An 18,840-nucleotide genomic window follows, 5' to 3' on the forward strand; every position below is an offset into this window, starting at 1 on the left:
TTCTCGATCTAGACCTATGACCAAAACTAAAGAAAATTTTCAACTACACTTCATTGGCATAGGCCCCCAAAAGAATGGATCGACTTGGCTGCATGAAGTTCTAGCCTGCCACCCTCAAATCTTGTTGCCAAGCGGCACCAAGGAAACCATGTTCTTCGACAAATACTACGATAAAGGCGAAGCATGGTACACAGACTATTTCCCCAAGATGAATGATCCTCAGCAAAGAGTAGGCGAAATAGGGCCAACATACTTCACCTGTGAAAAAGCAATTGAAAGAATTAAGCGCCTTAGTCCTAACTGCAAAATAATCATTAGCCTCAGAAATCCAGTTGCTAGAGCAATTTCTCTACATCATCACCATCTGAATAAGGGCAGAGTCTCCCCAGTTTTTCAGGATGCTGTACAAAAAATGCCTGAGATCCTAGAGTCAGGCCATTACTCTCAATATCTGCCCAAATGGATGGATGCCTTTGGGTCTAGTCAGATTCATATAGTTTTTTTAGATGACATTCAGAATAATAAGCAAGAAGTTTGGCAGGATCTATGTAAGTTCCTTGGGGTCAGCCCAGTGCCTATGCCAAATCGGGCCTACGAAAAAGTGAACGCCAAAAGAATGTCTAAGTATCCTTGGCTCGCTAGGGCAGGCGTTGAAGTTGCTATCAAGATGAGAGAGTATAAACTTCATGGTTTAGTAGAAACGCTTAAAAAAGCAGGTCTAGAGAAAATATATTCGGGTGGTGAAGCCAGAATCTTGCCCCTATCAGCCCAAGATATCGAGTGGCTCAGAAATCTCTATGAAAAAGATGTTCAGTACTTAGAGCAACTAACCCACAAAGACTTATCTGGCTGGAGACACTTTTAGTCTTATATTTTATATTGGCCTGTCCTAGGATGAAGCCTGGGGAGCATCCCACTTTCGCGAAAACAGTGCGAAGGGGGAGAATAGGAGGGTAGCCCCAGAGATGACTCACCATGACACCAGAAGACCAAAAGCGCTTGGAAGACTGTACAGCGGAGATTGCCGAGATTTTGTACCGCAATAGCAACCCAGCAAGGCTCGATAGCCTAGCAGGCATCGAGCAGACCGTGCGCCAGCAAATGCTGGAGGAAGTCAGCCCCCGAGTGGCCCTTGTCCTAGGTGTGACGGTAGAGGGCACGAAAAGCCTCCTGGGCCTCTGGATTGGCGAGGCCGAAGCAGAGGGGGCCAAGTTTTGGCTGAAGGTGCTCACTGACCTGAAAAACCGGGGTTTGAGAGGGCGTTTGAAAAGCCGCATAGTCAGTAAAAAAGCTCACACGGTATAGGCTGTACATACAAACGTTCAACCCCGTGAGAGCCATGAGTAAAGCCTACACCAGCAACTTAACCCGCGACCAGTATGAGTTGATTGAACCCCTCTTGCCCCCAGCTAAAGCCCGGTGGTCGCCCTCGAACGGTCTGCCTCTGGGCGGTGCTGAACGCCATCTTCTACCTGGTCAAACAGGGGTGTACGTGGCGCGACCTGCCGAGCGACTTTCCGGCGTGGCAAACGGTCTACACGTACTATCGAACCTGGGTAAAAGACGGCACCTGGGATGCGATTCACAACCGATTACGGGCCTGGGTGCGGGTCTCGGAAGGCCGACCGGAAAGCCCATCGGAGGTGATTTTGGACAGTCAAAGCGTCGCTACTGCGCCCATGGTGCATCGAGCCGTGGGCTTTGATGCGGCCAAAAAGACGAAGGGACGGAAGCGGCATGGCGTGGTCGATACCTTGGGCTTGGTGATGGCGGTGGTGGTCACGGCGGCCAGCGTCAGCGAGCGAGACGGTGGGAAACTAGCATTGCACAAACTGCATCAGATGGGAGCGGCCATGGCCCGCATTTATCTCGTGTGGGTGGATGGGGGCTACAGCGGGTTTAAGTTTCTCCAGTGGACGATGGACACCTTGGGCTGGATTGTCGAGGTCGTGTTACGGCCCAAGGAGGCTAAGGGGTTTGTCCTGGTCAAAAAACGTTGGATTGTGGAGCGCACCTTTGGCTGGTTGCGCTGGTCACGACGACTGGTGCAGGACTACGAGCAGCTTCCTGAGAACTCGGAGGCGATGGTCAAAATCGCCATGATCCGGATCATGGTGCGGCGTCTAGCGTAATTCGCTACACCCTACCCCCTTTTCAAACGCCCTCTTATGGATTTGCGAAATCCGTGGTTGCGCCTGGTGGGGGAACGATTGCAGAAACCAGATCAGCAAACCGTGGACTATTGGCGAGTGGAAGCGGCGGGATTGCGCCACCTATTGCGGGGTCTATCTTGTTTGCAGTGTCGGGCGGTGGTGCTAGAGATTTTGTTGGGTCTTGCGTCCTAGGCCGAACCCGATCAGACTGGGGTGTAGCGCAATGTTGGATGGCCCATGCGAGCCCGGATTGATTCGCCCATTTTGTATCTGCATCAGGACGATGTGCCGCCCTACAAAAAGTCTGGGTCGGTGGTGCGAAATAACTATTTTTGGGCGCTGCGATCCATCGCGGATCGCGCCTTTTTTAACCAAGACTGGGAGTTTGCCGACGAAGTGTGGCCTGCCCTGGTGCGGATGCTGACCAGCTTTGCAGAGTCGGGCTATTTGGGCTTTTCTGAAACGATGCTGGAATTTGCCGAGGGCGAGGACATCCCGGCGGTGCTCAAGCCAATGGCCACTTGGGTGGCCCCAGAGGAGGAGGACGAGGGGCCAGAGGATTAGACGAAAACAGGATGGAACATCCGACGTCCTGGTGCAGGGCTGGCCAGATCGCCCCATGCGCTAGCCCTTGGCCCGAAGGTTGGGTTTGTGGAGGCTGAGGAGCGCCACGCTCACGGCAACGAGGATAACACCAAGGGACTGCACCCAGGAGAGATATTCTTGCAGCACCAGGGTCGCCAAAACAGCGGTGAGGGCCGGGTTGGCTGCACCTACCATGGCGGCAGCGGTGGCCCCTACGTGGCGAATGCCCAGGTTGTTGAGCAGGTGCCCCGATGCGGTGGCCAGGGCCGACAGCAGCGCCCCCACCCACAGGCCCGCCCAGGGTAGCCCTTGGAGATCCACAGGCCAGATCAGCAGACACAGCCCCGACAAGACTAGGGTGATTGCAAAGCTAAGGCCTGTGAAGGGCAGGGGATGGTAGGTTTCAAAGGCTTTTTGGGCGACGACGGTATAGAGGGCATAGGCCAAGGCCGACGCGAGGCCAAAGATCACCCCCAGCCCGCTCGTGGTTCCGGTGCTGTCTAGGGGCACGGTGAGGCCGCTGCCCAGCAAAATTAGGGCCATAATGCCCCAGCGCATTCCCGTTGGTCGATGGCCAAACCACCCCCAAGACAGCAGCGCCGTGTAGACCGGGAAGGTGAAAAACAGGGTGAGGGCAATGCCCGTAGGAACTAACCCCACCGACACATACAGCAGGCCCAGATAGAGAAACATCAGTCCCCCTCCGGCCAAGGAAAGCCCCAGTTCCTGGCGATGATGTGGCTGCTTCAGGCCATACACATCGGGCCAGAGGTTGGGGTAGATCGGGGTGAGCGTGAGGGCCATTAGCGGCACCCCCAGCAGCATCCGCATAAACAGCAGCAAAAAGGAATTGGGTAATGTGGGTTCTACAAATCCGCCCACCGTTAGGCCACCCCAGGGGAAGGGGTTAAACAGCACCCGCGCCACCAGGTTTTGCAAGGAAAAGCACCCTGCCGCCAGCAAAATTATCAGGTAGCCCATGGATGAACCCAACGTCTGTCGCTTACCAACCCAATGTAGACTAGCGGGCTGGCTCGATTCTTAGACGTGGACGCGAATGGGGGGCCGGATCCTCTGACGAAGCCTTAGACTCCCTTTAGCAGGCCGCTGAGCAGAGAGACCAAGAAAACCGCCAAAAATAAATAGAACAAGATTTGGGCAATGCCCGCCGCGCTGGCAGCAATCCCGCTAAAGCCAAAGAAAGCGGCAATTAGGGCCACGGCAAGGAAAAGTAGGGCATAGCGCAACATCGTCATTCCTCCTAGGGAAAATTCATCGGCTTGCCATCAGCGATACCAAGCCTGACCTGCAAACCTGGGCTTATCATCACCCAAGTTCTAGAAACGCAAATCTACCGCCTACAGGACATTTCGCCCTACCCAGGGAGGGAGAAGGGCCGATGGTGGTCTACCTACCCTGGCCTATGACGCATCTCGATCAGCGGCAGACTAAGGCCAGCGATGGCGATCCTGCTCATAGAAACTGAGGCGGGCAAACCCCATAAACCGAGGCTGTACAACGTCTCCCGCCGGAAAGGCTGTGACTCCAAACAGATACACCCCAGCCCAGCGCGGGTTGCGGACAGGGTGCAGAGCCAGGGTTACGGTGCCGCCCGGAGGGAGGGGTGGGTCAAAGTTTAGGGTGAGGGTTTGGGCCGCTCGATCTTCAACCACCTCCCCCAAGGTTACGGCCCTACGCTCCTCGCCCACGGTCTGCCACACCTGGGTAGCGCCCAGACGGTAGCGAAAGGTAGGATCGCGGCCTTCATCCAACCGAATAACGATGCGATCCATGGGCACTTGGGCGGCGGCGGGAACGTCCACCGTGAGGTAGTAGATGGCACCGCCATCGCTGGCGAGGTTGCGAGTCGTGCGACTGTCGATGAGGCGGGGCTGGGCGACGAACGCTACGGTGGTGCCCTGGGCCTGGAGCGCTACCGCCTGGGGTAACGGCCACGGCGACAAGATCCAAGGTGTGAGGCCAGCGAGGAGAGCGAGGGCCAGCCATCGACGGGGGCGGAGGAAGGGGTGAGCCATGGTGGGAGATCCGTTAGGGCCATAGCCAGCCTAACAAACGTCACAGAGAAACCATCTTCCCTGGAGGGTGGAGGTTAGAATTAGAGCGATCAGAAGCATGGTTCGGGCCATCCAGGCTGAGCTCACTCTATGATGTGGGCCATGCTCCTAGGTTCTAGACCTTGCCCAGACCTTGTTTCCAGGCCATGGGTCGCCTAGGGGTTGGGATATCTAGGGGTTGGGTCGTTCTGGAGCACCGTCTATGCTCGGTTTATCCCCGTGAGGACAAGCTATGGCGACCATCACTCCCTCTCCCTATACCCAGGAGCAGATTAAAGTTTGGATGCGGGGACTGCTGACCTTGGCCTGGGCCGATGGTCACTTTGACGACGAAGAGAAAGCCCTCATCATTGCCATTACCCAAGACGAACTCGCCCCCTGCACCGACTTTGACCACTTTGACCCCGTTACCCCAGAGGAGTTGGCCGACACCCTGGGCCACGATGCCCCCGCCGCCGAAAACTTCCTGCGGATGGCGGTGATGGTGGCCTTGGCCGACGGCGTCTATTCCCTAGAGGAAGACCAACAGCTTCAGCGGTTTTGCGAAGCGCTCCACCTCGAAGACACCGTGCTGGCGTCGGTGCGCTCCACACTGTATCCCCCCGCTACCGAGGCTTCAGCGGCGGAAACCCTGCCCGCTGGCCTACGCCCCCCCGCCCAGGACGGCAAGATCGACCCCCTCAAGCCCGCCCGGGAATGGCTGGATCAGCTTGAGGTGCACGATCCCCGATTAGCTCGGTTTGTGTGTAAGCTGATTCCCTCCCAGTGCCCCTTCGAGCGCGATGTGGTGCTGTTTAAGAAAAAGCTGGTGCACATTCCGGCCATGTGTAAGCTCAATCCTCTCTACGATCAGCTCGTGGGGCTGCGGTTTCGGGCGTTGTCCTACCTGGCGGATGAATGCGGCGAGGATGTCACACCGCTGCTCTAGGGCCATCACCCCCATCCGCCAATACCCGCAACAGCCCGGTGCCAGCCTCAAGACCTGACCGCCTAGGGCCAGATTCTCTAGAGCACCCGTGGGGCTAAAACACCCAGGGAATCAGCTTCTTGACGCGCTGGCGATAGTCTTGGTACTCAGGGTAGCGCTCTTGCAGCCAGACTTCTTCCTGATTGGCTTTGGCATTCAGCACCCCAAATAGGGCGAAGGACACCGCGATGTGGCTAAGGCTAAACTGCCCTAGGCCCAGGCCAAAGGTTCCCAAAATCAGCCCGCTGTACAAGCTGTGGCGTACCCAGCCATAGACTCCCGTTTGCACCAGTTCTCCATCCTCACGGGGGTAGGGCAGGGGCGTAAGATTCTGGCCTAAATCTAGCAGGCCCTTGCCCAGCAGCAGCGTGGCCAGCAGGGTAATGCCCCCAGCCAAGCCCATAGCGCCGTAGCGCCACCCCAGGGGGATATGCGCTGGAGGAAAGGGCTGATAGCGGGGCAGGACTACATAAACCCCCAAGAGCACCATTTGCGCCAGCACCCAATATTCCCCCCGTTGCCCTTTCCAACTGTCGGGGGTAAAGCCCCATTGCCGCCAAAAATTCATGGTGGTGCTCCTCATCGGGTTTGGTTTTCAAAAGTATGGCGTTAGCACTGGCCTGGATCAATCCCCTCTGTCCTAGGCCCTTCAGATTCTTGGGGGCATGACCCTGGCCCGATCCCCAGTTCGTGATACAACCATTACGTACCTCTCTGCACCCCCTCAGTACGGCAATGACTTCCCTGGCGCTACGCATTGGCAACGGCTACGATATCCATCGCCTGGTGGAAGGACGGCCCCTGATCTTAGGCGGCATTACCATTCCCCACCACCAAGGGCTCGATGGCCACAGCGATGCCGATGTCCTCACCCATGCCATTATGGACGCGCTGCTGGGGGCGCTGAGCCTGGGAGACATTGGCCTGTATTTTCCCCCCGGAGATCCCCAGTGGGCCGGAGCCGATAGCCTCAAACTGCTGGCCCAGGTGAACGCTATGGTGCAGGAGCGGGGCTGGGCGGTGGCCAACGTCGATACAGTGATTGTGGCGGAGCAGCCCAAAATGAAGCCCCACATCGAAGCCATGCGCACCCAGTTGGCCACCGTGCTAGGGGTTGATCCCAGCCAGGTGGGCGTAAAGGCGACAACCAACGAAGGGCTTGGCCCCGTGGGACGCCAGGAGGGCATTGCTGTCCATGCCGTAGCGCTGTTGACCTCATCCCCGAACTAGCCAGCCCCCCAGGGCATCCTAAGCCTTGAGGGCAGTGAGCAGGCTAGGGCTAGGGCGGCTGAGTCGAACCTAAGCTGAGTTGAACCTGAAGGGAGGACGGCCTAGGCTGGGGGTGATGCGGGGTGGGGCGAGGGCACGCCAGGACGCGTGAGGGGCAGGAGCAGACGGCTGTGGGTGCGGCCATCCTCCATGCGGGAAAAGGCGACCTCTCCGCCCAGTTGATCGAGCAGGCTTTTGCAGATGGCCAAATGCAAACCGGGAGGCTGATCCAACGGCGAGGGAGCGATCACGTCGGCGGTGCTGCCCGCTTTGAGTTCTGCGAGGAGGGCAGGGTCGCAGTCACCGTCATCGGTGATAGAAATCTCAATCCAGTCTAGGTTGATGACCCGGCACCAGAGGTCAACCCGCCCCCCCACAGGACAGCGCTGGCAAGCCGCCATAAAGATGTCGTAGAGCACCATATCAATTTTGGCCGCGTCTCCGGCAATCAGGGTGCCCCGGTCGCTTTCGTTGTGCACCTGCGACCACAGTTGGCGACTTTCCAGCAGAGGGGTCATCCGTTCTACCAGCCGACTCAACAGGCTGACAAGGGGGGTGGCCTTGGGGCGATAGCGCAGTTGCCAACGCTCTTGTTCAATGACCTCCGTGGCCTCACCGAGACGGTGCTGGATCTGACGAAAGCCGATGGTCATAGCCGCAGGGATCTGGCCGCTGGCTTGGGTGGCAGCGGTGGTCAGATCCGACAGCAGTTTAGCGATCTGGCGATGGAATTCGGTCAGGTAGTGGTGTTTGTACCAGTTGAGGTGTTCTAGATCCTGCCGCTGTTGGGTAAATAGGGCAACCAGCAACAAATGCCGCCGCGACCACGCCAATTGGTGGCCTAACAGGTTCACGATGGTGAGCTGATGCTTGCTCCAGGGCACCACTGCCCTGGAGACCACCACTACCATGGCGGTGATGGCGTGATTGGGGGCGGTGCGGAGCGCTTTGACCAACAGGCGACTGCTCGCCGGAGCCGATAGCCAGGTTTGGGTAGCGGCGGGAATTTCGCTGGCGGGCAGGGTCAACAAATCGTCCACCTGGCAGGCCCAGTGGATGAGCGCATCGTCGGTGGCAATGGGCGACCGGGGCTGCACCCACGGGAATTTTTCGGCCTTCACCACCTGAGAGACTTGGGCCTGGGAATCTCCCGGCTGCCAGGTGACTAGCAGCGCCAGGGATCCCTGAAGCCATTGCAGCACATACTCAAGGGTCGTTTGCTCAAGGCGGTCGATGTCCACACTTTGGTGCAGCGCTTGCAGCCCCCACTCCAGGGCCGCGTAGGTATCCTGCTGTTGCTCCATCTGCCGCTGAAGCTGCCACTGGTGCAAAATGACCCCAATTTGGCGGCCCACGGCCATCATCAGGTTTTGATCGGCCACAGTCCACTGGCGCGGCCCCTGATCGCTAACCACCACCACCCCATCGGGGGCATGGCCGGGGGCCACATTGCAGGCCATCACCGCCTTGGCCCCCAGGGCGAGAAGGTGGGGCCGCCAAGCCATCAGCTTTAGGTCTTGGGCCAGGTGGTCAATCACCACGGGTAGGGTACGGCGCTCCAGCATTTGCCAGTCCACGTCGTCCAGCTCAGGCCAAAGGGTGTCGGTGCCTGGGGTACGATGGGCCTGACCGTGGAAGCACAGGTCGTAGGCCCGTCGTTCGGGGTTAAACAGCAGCACCACAAACTGCTGAATGCCGAGGTGATCTTGCAAATTGTTAAAGCAGGTTTGGAGGGCGTGTCGCCAATCCCGCTCGTTGTAGATGCCTTGGATGACGCCAGTGGCAAGGGCCTGTTCAATCTGGCTGTGGCGCTGGGTTTCTTGGTAAGTTGCTACGGGCAATGCCAAGCTGAGCAGGTGCGCCATCGCCACTAGAATCTGTTTGTCAGGCTCCTGCCACAGGCGGGGGCGGTTCTCCTCCACCGACAAAAACCCCACCACCTCCGAACCCAGGGTAATGGGGGCCACCATAATGGCATCGGCATGGAGCTGCTGCATGAGGCGATGGGGAATCACCGCTTGCAGGGCTCCCTGGCTTTCGCCCACCGTCACCAGCGGCTCGTGGCACAGGGCTTGGTAGAGGCTGCGCATCTCCGCAATCGGCAGTTTGGGGGCCAGGTGGCCGCGCTGGATAGCCGTCGCCGGGTGGGCCTGACGCTGCCAGAAATAGCTGCCCTTGGGCTCTAGCCAAAACACACGGGTGCGCGTGGGGGCCAAACATCGCTGGGTTTCGCGCACCACCTCATGGATTTGGCTATCGAGATCCTCCAGGGCTCCCAAGCGCCCCAGCACCGCCAGCAGGGGTTGATCCAGACGCTTGGTCTGCTGTCGCTGCTGTTCGGCCTCAAACTGATGCAGCGCCTCGGCTACGGCCCCCGTGACAATGGCCAGGGAAGACTGTTCTGCCGTCGAGAGGGTTAGCCCCCAGCGCGATGAAGCCATCACCAACAGCCCAAAGCAGGTCTCCTGACGCTTGATGGGATAGACCACCGCACTTTGCAGGGCCAACTGCTCTGCCAGCGATCCCCATTCCCCTGCCCGTGGCTCGTGCTGCAAGTCGGCCACCATCACCGGACGCTGGTGAATCACCGCCTGCTCCATCAAATCGCCCGGAGTGAGGTTGAGGGTGCTCCGCAGGGGCCGCATCGTCTCCGGGCAGTGGTAGCCGTGGGCAATCAACCGATGGCGCATCGCATCATAGCGCCCCATCCAGGCCAGATCGAAGGGCAGGGTTTGGTGTAGGTAGTCTAGGGCCACGGTCAGAGCCTCGGCGGCATTGGCCGCTATCCGAATGGCCCTGAGGACACGCGCCAAGGACGCCATTTGTCGGTCATAGCGGGACTCGGGGGGCTGCAACTGCGCCATAGGGGTTGGGAACTCGGTAAATCGGGGCTTAGTCAATCGCGGCTAGAAAATCTCGACCTAGGGTTTGGGCGTCTCCCATCGAGATTCAAACACCCTGGGGATGGGCACAGGGCAGCGGCTGATCTAGGTTCAGGCACTTATTTTTGGCATTAGTCTTCTATTCTACGCTGCGGCCCATGGCGGGTCAGGAGATCGATCACAAGTTGTTGAAGTCGTGGCTAAGGGCGCGGCTAACGGCGTTATGGATAGCCTTCTCCCCTGCCCGGTCGAAGGTGGAGGGTTGGGCAGGGTGAACAAGCCCAGTATGATGACATCGTCGCCGCTGCTGCGTTTAGTTCCTGCCGCTAGAACACGACCGATGGTGATATTCCTCACCAGATCGACGGTGCAGCCAATCGACAACATCCCTAACCGATCCCTCTCTACCCACCCTTCATGAGCTGACTTCGCGTGAACGATCCCTACCTCCAGTATCTCCGCCCTCTGATTTTCAATCGCCTCAAGCTCGATCCTGAATGGCTGCACGGCTATGCCATCGGTATTTTGCAGTGGCTGGGCCAACCCACCTCGGCCCGGTCAGGGATTCAAGCCTGGGCCAAGCAGCAGTTTGGCTATGCCGACCCGCGTTTGGAGCAGCAGGTTTGGGGAGTTTCCTTTCCCAACCCCCTGGGGCTAGCCGCCGGGTTTGACAAAGATGGCCAAGCCGCCCTAGCTTGGCCCCTGCTGGGCTTTGGCTATGCAGAATTGGGCACCGTCACCCGCCATGCCCAGCCCGGAAACCCACCACCGCGCCTGTTTCGCCTGGTGGACGACGAAGCCGCCCTCAACCGCATGGGCTTTAATAACCAAGGATCCGCCGCCCTCGCCGCCCGGTTGGGACTCTACTGGGAACACCATCGCCCCACCGTTCCCATCGGCATCAACCTAGGCAAGTCTAAAATCACGCCCCTAGAAGAAGCTGCCGAGGACTATCGCACCAGCTTTCAGGCCCTCAAACCCTATGGCGACTACTTTGTGGTGAACGTGTCCTCCCCCAACACGCCGGGACTACGCACCCTCCAAGCCGCCGACCAACTGGCACCCATCCTCGCCGCCCTGCAAGCCGAAAATGACGCCCACAGGCCCCTACTGGTGAAAATTGCGCCGGATTTAGACTGGCCCGACATCGACGCCGTTATTGAGGTGGCCCTAGCCCACAACCTCGCGGGCATCATTGCCACCAACACCACCCTGTCGCGGCAGGGGCTGAAAACCCAGATTTTGCCCAAAACCGGACGCCCCATCACCGAAGAAGCGGGCGGCATCAGCGGGGCACCCCTGCGCCAGCGTTCCACCGAGGTGATCCACTACCTCTACCAGCGCACCGGGGGGCAGTTGCCGATTGTGGGGGTGGGAGGCATCTTCACCGCCGAAGACGCCTGGGACAAAATCACCGCCGGAGCTACCCTGCTCCAAACCTACACCGGATGGATCTACGAAGGCCCCTGGATGGTGCAGCGGGTGATGGCGGGGCTAGTTGCCAAGCTGGAGGAACACCGCCTGGATCGCCTCAGCGATGCCGTGGGCTTGCGCCATCGATCCTAAAAGGCCCCCTAGAAATACAGCAGCAGGTTGAGGCCGGGGATGGTGCGGGAGAGCGTCCACAGCAGCAGGGCGGTGTAGAGCAGCCCTAGGCCCCACTGATACCACACCAGGACGGTGACGAGGCCAGGAACGTTTTCGTCGCGCAGGCGGAGGTCGTTGAAGCCAAATTTGAGCCAGTTGTTGAGGCTGAAGTCTAGGTAATTCAGCCAGTTCCAACGGCGATCCAGCAGGATGGGGGTATAGCGATCTCGAAAGAAGGGAAACTTGGGAATGACGGGCAGACGGGCAATCAGCAGGCGCAATTGTCGCATACTGCCGTCTTCGACCAGGTAGCTATCGTGGATTTGGTCGTGGAAGCGGCCCTTTTTCAGCAACAGGCCAATTAGCAGCAGGGGCACCGGGAGAATCAACAATCCCAAGCACAGCAGGGTGAGGTGGGGATAGTCGGCGGCGCGAATCAGGTTGTTTAGGCCGAGGATGAGCAGTAAACCACCCCCCCCGCCGAGCCATAGCCCTTCGCCCACGGGCGGTAGGATGGGGGTGGGGGTGCGCCGTCGGTAGCGATCCACAAACCAAAACATCCCGGCAAAGGTGGGAATGGCCACCAGGCCGACGCCAAAGATTAGGCCAAAGCTGGTGCCGTAGTGGCTGAGCACAATCAGCACCGCCAGCAGCATCCAGCGCAGGGCGAGGGTCAGCCGTCCACCCCAGTTGCCCTGGCGACGGGCAAGGACGTGATCCCGCACTTTGACGTAGGCCGCCAGGTCGATGCCTTTGACGTTCAAAATGTCGTCCACGGCCACAATGGTTTTGTCTTGGCGGTAGGCGATCAGGGCTTCGGCTTGGGATTCCTTAAACCCCGCCTTCACCAGCGCCCCTAGGGAGGCATGGTTGAGGTCGGCCCCAATCAGTTGGCGCTGCCAGTCCTTTAGGCGCAGGCGCTCGGTGGCGTAGGCGATGTGGTTGGCGTCGCTGATTTGCTCAATCTGGCGAAAGTTGCGCTCCAGGTTTCGCAGCAGGGTTTCGTTTCCGGCCAACTGCGGCACCGAAAAGGCTCGCCCAATGCGCCCAGGGGTGCCTAACAGGCGGGTTTGCTCCACGCTGAACTCCATTCCGGGCACGTTCAGGTAGGCGTCGGGCTGAAAAATGGTATCGCCAAAGTCGGCCTCTGGCCCCAGCAGCGCATTGCGCAGGTTCACCGGAGCCCCAAACCGAGCCTGCCGCAGAATCAGCGGGGCTTCAAAGCGGGCCTCGGTCAAAAACAAGGCCCGATCAAAGCGATCTCGCAGAAAAAAGGCGGTGCCCTGCCAGAGGGTGCGGGCAAAGTCGGCGGTGCCCTGCCACTGCACCCGGCTAAAGTTCAGATCTCCGGCCAACTGGCTACCGCTAAAGTTGGCGTTGTCCTTAAACTCCGCTCCTTGAAAGTTAGCCCCCTGACGAAAGGTGCCCTGATCAAACCGGGCCGGGGCAAAAAAGATCGCATTCTTGGCCTGCACCCGCCCCCGAAACTCCGCCCCCACCCAGTTCACCTCTTGGTTAAACCGTGCCCCCGCCAGGTAAACCTCCTGATCGAACACAGCCCCCTGGGCCAAAACCCTCCCCAGCAGGTAGGTTTCTCCGGCGGTAAAGCGCCCCTCAAAGCGAGTTTGAATGGCCAGGAGCGGCCCCCGGAAGAGGTAGATGTCCTGGGTTGTTCTATCTGCCTGAATCAGCAGTGATTGAGACAGGCGGCTGAGTTGAGATAGCCGCTGCCGATCTCGCTTCAGTTGCGACAGCCCCTCCGGGCTCAGCAGAGGCGCTAGGGTGTCGCCGTAGAGGGGTTCCCGCTGGCCTAGCTTTTGCAGGTCAAACTCCCCCTGCACCGTGGCGTAGCTGAGGTCGAGCATGGGGGGCGTGGCAGGTCGCTGGAGGGCATGGCTGAGCAGGCGATAGAAGCTGGTGGTAAAGGCGGGGTCGGTTTTGAGGTCGATGGTAAAAGAGCGGAGGTCAATCACGGTACGCCCCTCCCGCTGGAGAGGAGTGGCCACCCGCTGCCGCAGCACCTCCAGGGTCAGCGCTGGGTGAGCCGGAGGAGCAGCCCATGCCGTCGGCACCAAAACAAGGTTCGCCATCACCAGCATCGCCACAACCCAGGACAACCACCGCAGCGACCGCAGCGACCGTTGGACTGTCCAAGTCCAACGCCGTGATAGCGCTCCTAACCCTGGCGGATCGGGGGCAAACCCTAGGTAAATCAAGCAGACAAAGGCAAAACCTGGAAACAACACAAAAACAGGGCGAGGGGTTGGCGTAGGGTCAGCAGAAGTGAACTCAGCGGGGGTCAACTGCGAAACAGGCGGCTATAGAGGGTTTCGTGCTGCATACTGGCCAGGGATGCCCCCCACCCCCCCAGGGCGAGGTCGTCGGGATCGATAGCCGCGCATTGGAGGGCCGTGGTCTGAATGGGCACATTAAGCTCGATCAGCATTCGCTGGCCTTGGGTTTGGCCCAGGGGCACCAGCTTCACCGCCGCCGTAACCAAGTTGGTTGCCCAACTCTGGAGATAGCCCAACACCGCCGCCGAGGCCGGAATCTCCCAGTGCGATGCCAATACCGCAAAGCTAACCACAAAATTACAGGGCTGGCCAATGGTTGCCAGGGCAGGGCTCAGTTCGGGGTGCAAATCCTGCGTCAGACGAGCCAGGGCGCGTCCGGTGGCCCAGCTCTGGTTCCGGCTTTCCTCGCTGTCTCGCAGGGCCGACAGCCAGCGGTTATCAGCGGCGACCTGGGGCCAGTCTTCTGCCCGAACAGCGCTGTAGAGGCGGTAAAGATAGGTGGCCTCCACCCGCACCAGCCCCAGGGCCAACTCCTGCTCTAGCCACTGCCCCAGGGCATCGGGGCAGGTCATGCCCTGGTTAATCAGGGTTTCCAGCCCTTCAGAGTAGCTGTAGGCCCCTACGGGCAGGGCTGGGCTGGCCAGTTGCAGCAACCGCAGCAGGGCAGGGCTGGTTTCCATGGCTAGGGCAGGAGGCGGTGTAGAAGACGGGGCAAGCATGGGCAGAGGCGAGGGGTGGAATGCTGGGAGGGCGAGGGCAACGGCGGCTAATTGTCGTGGTGGTGGGAGCCGTGGTTGTGGGAGCTATGGGTATGCGGGTGGTGGGTGGGTGGGCTGTGGGCGTGGGAGCTCTGGTAGGCTCCAGCCTCCGGCTCGAAGGGCAGCGTCAGGGTTTGTACCGTCAGATCCCCCAGTTGGTTCAGCATCGCTTCCAGCACCGAATCTGGCTCTAGCCGCAGGCTATGGGGGGTAATTTCTAGGGGCACATGGCGATTGCCCAGGTGATAAGCCGCCCGCATCAGCGACCAGGCGGAGGCCGCCGTTACTTGCAGCACAGGCTCAGCCTTGGCCACCACCCGCACCCGTTGGCCCTCGGCAGTGGACAGGAGGCTGTTGCCCCGCACCACGCTGCCCCTGGGTAACTGAAGCTGCACTGGGGTGCCATCGGTGGCCACAAAGCGATGGCGAGATCGGGTGCGTTCCTCAGCGGTGAGGGCCAGTTCCGCCACCACCACCGCCGCTGGATCCGCCGACAAAATTTGGGTTACGGTCAACACAGGTTGCGTCTGCACAGGGCGATTTCAGTCTTGGTTTAGACTTCTTTGTTTTACCACGGGGGCCGCTGTCCTCAGTACCTAACCTCCATCCTGCGATATCTGCCCATCGCCCCCAGCCCCCTAGGTCAGGATGGCGATAAGGTGGAAGGGAGATGTGTTTTGGTATAACCCTCTGCCCATGCTGCCCAAGGATGACCTGCTGAAGTCCGTTGAAAACCGCGATTGTCTAGCCCGTCTGCTCGATCAGGCGGAACAGGCGATCAAAACCTGGGACATTGTGGTGACAGATTTTCTCTCGCCACCAGAGCGGGTGGAGGCCGAATCGCTATTTCAGCGGCTCACCGATGTGCATCTTTTAGGCTGGGGCGGCTATCCCCAGGCCGAACGCCAACGCCTCGCCATCGCCCGCAGCGACTTGCCCCTAGACGCCAGCCACATTCCCCTCGCCCTCGTGAGCTTGGCCGGAAACTTTATGTTTGACCCCGCCACCCATCGAGACTTTTTGGGATCGCTGCTGGGCACCGGGCTGGTGCGCGATAAGGTGGGCGACATTATCGTGCTGGGGGAGCGGGGAGCCCAAGCTATTGTGGTGCCAGAACTGGTAGACTTCCTCACCCTGCACCTCACCCAGGTGCGGTCTGTTCCGGTCAAAACCCAGATGATCGCCTGGGATGATCTGAAGGTGCGCCCCCCCCAAACCAAGGATCTGACCACCGTCGAAGCCTCCCTGCGGCTAGATGCGGTGGCCTCAGCAGGGTTTGGTATGTCGCGCAGCAAAATGGCTGACCTTATCTCTGGCGGAGATGTGCGGGTCAACTGGAAAACCATCACCCAGCCCAGCCACACCCTTGCCTCCGGTGACTTGGTTGCCATTCGCGGCAAGGGGCGGCTCTCCATTGGCGATGTGGCCGTCACCAAAAAAGAACGCTACCGCGTTAACCTCACCCGTTACATCTAGGCAGACCATTGGGAGTTGGGAGATATGGACGCCCCCACTGCCAATGGGGCGAGAGACGGAATTGTTAACACTCCCCACGCTAAAGCGGCAGGGATTCTTAGCTCAGCAACCGAGCTTTACGGAGCAGGATTGCCCCACCCCCGTCAGAGACTCCATCTTCCCAAGCGGTAAGGGCCGTTAGGGCCTGCCAGTTCTTGTGCCAGTTGCGTGTGCCAGTTGATCCAGGTGACTGTGCGCAGCGGCGCTAAAGCGGTGGGCGAAACGAGATTCTTAGGCGTGGCTGAGGCCCCCAAAAGCCACCAAATCAATCTAAATCGCCCCATCTAAGACAAAGTCTCCGAGTAGAAATGGTGATGGCGTATCACCCACTACAGAAAGTGTCATGGACATCTGGATACCCCCTAGCGCCGGGGGATACAACAGTGACATAGCGAGAGACAAGGAATCGACACCCACCTCACCGCTATACCTGCCCCCACCGAATGCTTCTGATTCAGGCCATGTCGGGCGGGTCGTCTACACACACAGTTTGCACTCGGAGAATCGCCATGAAAACTCGTTCTATCGCCGCTCTTGCCCTGGGTCTGACCGCTGCATCCATGGCTGCCCTGCCCCTCACCGCCCAAGCCCAAGAACGCCCCACCGACTTCAACTATGTGGGCGCTGGGGTTTCCATCGGTGAACTGGGCAACAGCGATTTTGGTCTGTCTGTTAACAGCAAAATCACCGTTGCCGACCAAGTTTCGGTGCGCCCTGGGGTGATGTCTAACCTCAACTTCAGCGAACCCAACGGCGAAACCGTCTTCCTCCTGCCCGTCACCTACGATTTCAACCCCATCACTAACAACGGTCGGCTGATGCCCTTTGTGGGGGCTGGGGTGTCGGTGTCTACCGAAGGGGCCGGGGCTGTTGGGCCGCTGGTCACGGGCGGGATGGACTACCGCATCACCGACCGGGTAGTGGCCAACGGCACCGTGAACTGGTCGATCTACGGCAACAGCCAAGTGAACGGCACCATCGGTCTGGGCTACACCTTCTAACCCCTCGCCCGCTGGGGGCTCAACCCCTAGCGGCTGAGGCCGCCCCATCTTGATGGTCTCTTGTTGGCATAAACTCAAAACCCCCCAGGCACTCAACCTCTGGGGGTTTTTTCTTGTCATCAGAACCGTCAGAGCAATCAGAACCGCCAGATTGTGGGTTGCCCTAGCCAATGCGCAGCAGTTCTACATCAAAAATTAGCGTGGCGTTGGGAGGAATAACGCCGCCTGCCCCACGGGAGCCATAGCCCAGTTCGGAGGGAATCACCAGCTTGCGCTGACCGCCTACCCGCATGGTGCCTACCCCTTCGTCCCAGCCTTTGATCACTTGGCCCACGCCGATTTGGAAGGTGAAGGGACGGCCCCGGTCGCGGGAACTATCAAACTTGGTGCCGTCTTCTAGGGTGCCCGTGTAGTGAACGGTAACGCGCTGGCCCGCCTGGGGCATAGCTCCGGTGCCTTCCACAATGTCAACGTACTGGAGGCCGGATTCGGTGGTAATTGGGGTTTCGTCGGTCATGGTTGCAGGGGTTTCTGAATCATCAAGGGTTAGGTCTGCCGCCGCCTGAGCAATTTGAACCGGGGCTTCGGTTGCGACGGGGGAGGTTTCTACCACCGGGGCCGACGTTAGGTTGGCCGCAACGGCATCTTTGGCCCCAGGGGAAATCTGCGCCACCAGCAACACGACACAGCAGGCCGCTAAAATTCCTAGGCTAATCAAAATCTCTCGCACAAGCTTACTCCCATGGCTAGCTCACTGCCACGATCATATAGCAAAGGCTTCCCCCCACTGGCTGAGTCTGGTCGATGGCAAAGGTGATGTTTTAGGATCCAGAGAGGGGCAACTCCCCTTACCTGTGGGAGAACGGTTGGGTGTATGGCCTATGGATAAGCCGCTAACCAAACCGATAGCCAAAGCCGCGTAGGGTGATGACATAGCGAGGGCGACTGGGATCGGGTTCAATTTTTTCGCGTAGCCAGCGAATGTGGACATCGACGGTTTTGCGATCTCCCATAAAATCTTCGCCCCATACGGCCTGGATGAGCTCTTCCCGCGACCACACCCGATTGGGCATTCGCATCAGCAGTTCCAGCAACCGAAACTCCTTCGGCGAGAGGGCTACCTCCTGCCCCGCCACCACTACCCGACACTGCTCTTGGTAGAGAACAATGTCTTGGCAGGTTAATACGGTGTTGCCTACCGCTGGTGTTGCCCACTGGGAACGCCGCAGCAGCGCCCGACAGCGAGCCACCAACTCCCGCATACCGAAGGGTTTGGGCAGATAATCGTCTGCGCCCACCTCTAAACCCACCACCCGATCTAGCTCCGAACTGCGGGCGCTGAGAATCAAAATTGGGGTGTCTAGGTGGTGGTGTCGCATCATCCGGCAGATGTCTAGCCCATTCACACCGGGCAGCATCAGGTCAATAATGGCTAAGTCTACCTGTAGGGCCGTCTGGCTAGGGGACGGGAAAATCAACTCCATAGCCTGCTGCCCCGATTCTGCCATCACCACCTGATAGCCTTCATCGGTCAGCGCTAGGGCAACGGTTTCGCGGATCAAGACTTCATCATCAATCACCAAAATCCGTTCCGCCTCCTGAGGGCGATGCACCGCTCCTACGGCTTCCTTTGCCACAGTTCACCCGTGCGCCTTGCAAATTACGACTGCTTCCCATCATCGGCGGTTGAGCTTAAGGCCAAGCCGAGAACAGATTAAGGTTGCGTAAATGTCGCAGACGGCAACCCAAGGCTA

General features: G+C 59.2%; 18 protein-coding genes and 2 pseudogenes. 10 read left to right on the forward strand and 10 right to left on the reverse strand.

Annotation, left to right across the window (positions count from 1 at the left end; translation table 11 throughout):
• Positions 1–16 precede the first annotated feature (16 nt).
• From GFS31_RS10080 to GFS31_RS10100, 5 genes and pseudogenes are all read left to right on the forward strand, one after another.
• On the forward strand, positions 17–865 hold the full coding sequence (locus GFS31_RS10080; protein WP_198804717.1) for a sulfotransferase family protein: 849 nt from the start codon (positions 17–19) through the stop codon (positions 863–865).
• 245 nt (positions 866–1,110) lie between these two features.
• Positions 1,111–1,251: pseudogene (locus tag GFS31_RS10085) on the forward strand (transposase); the annotation flags it as partial.
• 88 nt (positions 1,252–1,339) lie between these two features.
• Positions 1,340–2,132, forward strand: a pseudogene (locus GFS31_RS10090) (IS5 family transposase).
• A gap of 36 nt (positions 2,133–2,168) precedes the next feature.
• Positions 2,169–2,345 carry a hypothetical protein gene (locus tag GFS31_RS10095; RefSeq protein WP_198804718.1) on the forward strand — a complete coding sequence of 59 codons (177 nt, stop codon included), beginning with the start codon at positions 2,169–2,171 and terminating at the stop codon, positions 2,343–2,345.
• Between the two features lie 45 nt (positions 2,346–2,390).
• Positions 2,391–2,717, forward strand: a complete 327-nt coding sequence (locus GFS31_RS10100) for a hypothetical protein (RefSeq protein WP_198804719.1) — start codon at positions 2,391–2,393, stop codon at positions 2,715–2,717.
• A gap of 60 nt (positions 2,718–2,777) precedes the next feature.
• On the opposite strand, the gene GFS31_RS10105 is transcribed toward GFS31_RS10100, so the two are convergent.
• The 3 genes from GFS31_RS10105 to GFS31_RS10115 all read right to left on the reverse strand — a co-directional run bounded on the left by GFS31_RS10105 (position 2,778) and on the right by GFS31_RS10115 (position 4,774).
• Positions 2,778–3,719 (reverse strand): DMT family transporter, encoded by a 942-nt coding sequence (locus tag GFS31_RS10105; RefSeq protein WP_198804720.1) that lies wholly within the window; start codon positions 3,717–3,719, stop codon positions 2,778–2,780.
• Between the two features lie 104 nt (positions 3,720–3,823).
• The gene (locus GFS31_RS10110; RefSeq protein WP_410503850.1) at positions 3,824–3,994 is read right to left on the reverse strand and encodes a DUF1328 domain-containing protein; all 171 of its coding nucleotides are present in this window, start codon (positions 3,992–3,994) and stop codon (positions 3,824–3,826) included.
• Positions 3,995–4,186: 192 nt separating this feature from the next.
• Positions 4,187–4,774 (reverse strand): DUF2808 domain-containing protein, encoded by a 588-nt coding sequence (locus GFS31_RS10115; RefSeq protein ID WP_198804721.1) that lies wholly within the window; start codon positions 4,772–4,774, stop codon positions 4,187–4,189.
• A gap of 271 nt (positions 4,775–5,045) precedes the next feature.
• Here GFS31_RS10115 and GFS31_RS10120 point away from each other — a divergent pair, with 271 nt between their 5' ends.
• Positions 5,046–5,741, forward strand: a complete 696-nt coding sequence (locus tag GFS31_RS10120) for a Mo-dependent nitrogenase C-terminal domain-containing protein (protein WP_198804722.1) — start codon at positions 5,046–5,048, stop codon at positions 5,739–5,741.
• A 94-nt stretch (positions 5,742–5,835) separates the two neighbouring features.
• Here GFS31_RS10120 and GFS31_RS10125 read toward each other — a convergent pair whose 3' ends face one another.
• On the reverse strand, positions 5,836–6,348 hold the full coding sequence (locus GFS31_RS10125; protein ID WP_198804723.1) for a methyltransferase family protein: 513 nt from the start codon (positions 6,346–6,348) through the stop codon (positions 5,836–5,838).
• 167 nt (positions 6,349–6,515) lie between these two features.
• Between GFS31_RS10125 and ispF the strand changes: the two genes are divergently transcribed.
• Positions 6,516–7,010 carry a 2-C-methyl-D-erythritol 2,4-cyclodiphosphate synthase gene (gene ispF, locus GFS31_RS10130; RefSeq protein ID WP_198804724.1) on the forward strand — a complete coding sequence of 165 codons (495 nt, stop codon included), beginning with the start codon at positions 6,516–6,518 and terminating at the stop codon, positions 7,008–7,010.
• Positions 7,011–7,111: 101 nt separating this feature from the next.
• Here the strand turns inward: ispF and GFS31_RS10135 are convergent, their stop codons facing one another.
• Positions 7,112–9,913, reverse strand: coding sequence for a GAF domain-containing protein (locus tag GFS31_RS10135; protein WP_198804725.1), 2,802 nt, complete (start codon positions 9,911–9,913; stop codon positions 7,112–7,114).
• Between the two features lie 450 nt (positions 9,914–10,363).
• On the opposite strand from GFS31_RS10135, the gene GFS31_RS10140 reads away from it, so the two are divergent.
• Complete coding sequence (locus GFS31_RS10140; protein WP_198804726.1) at positions 10,364–11,497, forward strand: quinone-dependent dihydroorotate dehydrogenase; 1,134 nt, start codon at positions 10,364–10,366, stop codon at positions 11,495–11,497.
• A gap of 8 nt (positions 11,498–11,505) precedes the next feature.
• Here GFS31_RS10140 and GFS31_RS10145 read toward each other — a convergent pair whose 3' ends face one another.
• Genes GFS31_RS10145 through ureE form a run of 3 tightly spaced genes read right to left on the reverse strand, consistent with a single transcriptional unit; the run spans position 11,506 to position 15,103 of the window.
• Positions 11,506–13,761 (reverse strand): pentapeptide repeat-containing protein, encoded by a 2,256-nt coding sequence (locus tag GFS31_RS10145; protein ID WP_225907367.1) that lies wholly within the window; start codon positions 13,759–13,761, stop codon positions 11,506–11,508.
• A gap of 56 nt (positions 13,762–13,817) precedes the next feature.
• Entirely contained in the window at positions 13,818–14,531 is a 714-nt protein-coding gene (locus GFS31_RS10150) for an urease accessory protein UreF (protein WP_225907368.1), read from the reverse strand.
• A gap of 47 nt (positions 14,532–14,578) precedes the next feature.
• Positions 14,579–15,103 carry an urease accessory protein UreE gene (gene ureE, locus GFS31_RS10155; protein WP_263974824.1) on the reverse strand — a complete coding sequence of 175 codons (525 nt, stop codon included), beginning with the start codon at positions 15,101–15,103 and terminating at the stop codon, positions 14,579–14,581.
• Between the two features lie 139 nt (positions 15,104–15,242).
• Here ureE and GFS31_RS10160 point away from each other — a divergent pair, with 139 nt between their 5' ends.
• Positions 15,243–16,046, forward strand: a complete 804-nt coding sequence (locus GFS31_RS10160) for a photosystem II S4 domain protein (RefSeq protein WP_317135022.1) — start codon at positions 15,243–15,245, stop codon at positions 16,044–16,046.
• A 548-nt stretch (positions 16,047–16,594) separates the two neighbouring features.
• Complete coding sequence (locus GFS31_RS10165; RefSeq protein WP_225907369.1) at positions 16,595–17,086, forward strand: hypothetical protein; 492 nt, start codon at positions 16,595–16,597, stop codon at positions 17,084–17,086.
• A gap of 163 nt (positions 17,087–17,249) precedes the next feature.
• Here GFS31_RS10165 and GFS31_RS10170 read toward each other — a convergent pair whose 3' ends face one another.
• Together GFS31_RS10170 and GFS31_RS10175 are read right to left on the reverse strand one after the other, a co-directional pair.
• Positions 17,250–17,816 (reverse strand): FKBP-type peptidyl-prolyl cis-trans isomerase, encoded by a 567-nt coding sequence (locus tag GFS31_RS10170; RefSeq protein ID WP_198804727.1) that lies wholly within the window; start codon positions 17,814–17,816, stop codon positions 17,250–17,252.
• Between the two features lie 163 nt (positions 17,817–17,979).
• Positions 17,980–18,723: a response regulator transcription factor gene (locus GFS31_RS10175; RefSeq protein WP_198804728.1), complete on the reverse strand. Its 744-nt coding sequence runs from the start codon at positions 18,721–18,723 to the stop codon at positions 17,980–17,982.
• Positions 18,724–18,840: the final 117 nt, after the last annotated feature.

It is taken from the genome of Leptolyngbya sp. BL0902, from assembly GCF_016403105.1.
In the GTDB taxonomy this organism is placed as follows: Bacteria; Cyanobacteriota; Cyanobacteriia; order Phormidesmidales; family Phormidesmidaceae; genus Nodosilinea.

Bases quoted from the DNA above. Each gene is read 5' to 3' on its own strand.
- GFS31_RS10150 (WP_225907368.1), bottom strand. From the start codon at position 14,531: ATGCTTGCCCCGTCTTCTACACCGCCTCCTGCCCTAGCCATGGAAACC.
- GFS31_RS10135 (WP_198804725.1), bottom strand. From the start codon at position 9,913: ATGGCGCAGTTGCAGCCCCCCGAGTCCCGCTATGACCGACAAATGGCG.
- GFS31_RS10120 (WP_198804722.1), top strand. From the start codon at position 5,046: ATGGCGACCATCACTCCCTCTCCCTATACCCAGGAGCAGATTAAAGTT.
- GFS31_RS10080 (WP_198804717.1), top strand. From the start codon at position 17: ATGACCAAAACTAAAGAAAATTTTCAACTACACTTCATTGGCATAGGC.
- GFS31_RS10105 (WP_198804720.1), bottom strand. From the start codon at position 3,719: ATGGGCTACCTGATAATTTTGCTGGCGGCAGGGTGCTTTTCCTTGCAA.
- GFS31_RS10125 (WP_198804723.1), bottom strand. From the start codon at position 6,348: ATGAATTTTTGGCGGCAATGGGGCTTTACCCCCGACAGTTGGAAAGGG.
- ispF (WP_198804724.1), top strand. From the start codon at position 6,516: ATGACTTCCCTGGCGCTACGCATTGGCAACGGCTACGATATCCATCGC.
- GFS31_RS10165 (WP_225907369.1), top strand. From the start codon at position 16,595: ATGAAAACTCGTTCTATCGCCGCTCTTGCCCTGGGTCTGACCGCTGCA.
- GFS31_RS10115 (WP_198804721.1), bottom strand. From the start codon at position 4,774: ATGGCTCACCCCTTCCTCCGCCCCCGTCGATGGCTGGCCCTCGCTCTC.
- GFS31_RS10110 (WP_410503850.1), bottom strand. From the start codon at position 3,994: ATGACGATGTTGCGCTATGCCCTACTTTTCCTTGCCGTGGCCCTAATT.
- GFS31_RS10095 (WP_198804718.1), top strand. From the start codon at position 2,169: ATGGATTTGCGAAATCCGTGGTTGCGCCTGGTGGGGGAACGATTGCAG.
- GFS31_RS10100 (WP_198804719.1), top strand. From the start codon at position 2,391: ATGCGAGCCCGGATTGATTCGCCCATTTTGTATCTGCATCAGGACGAT.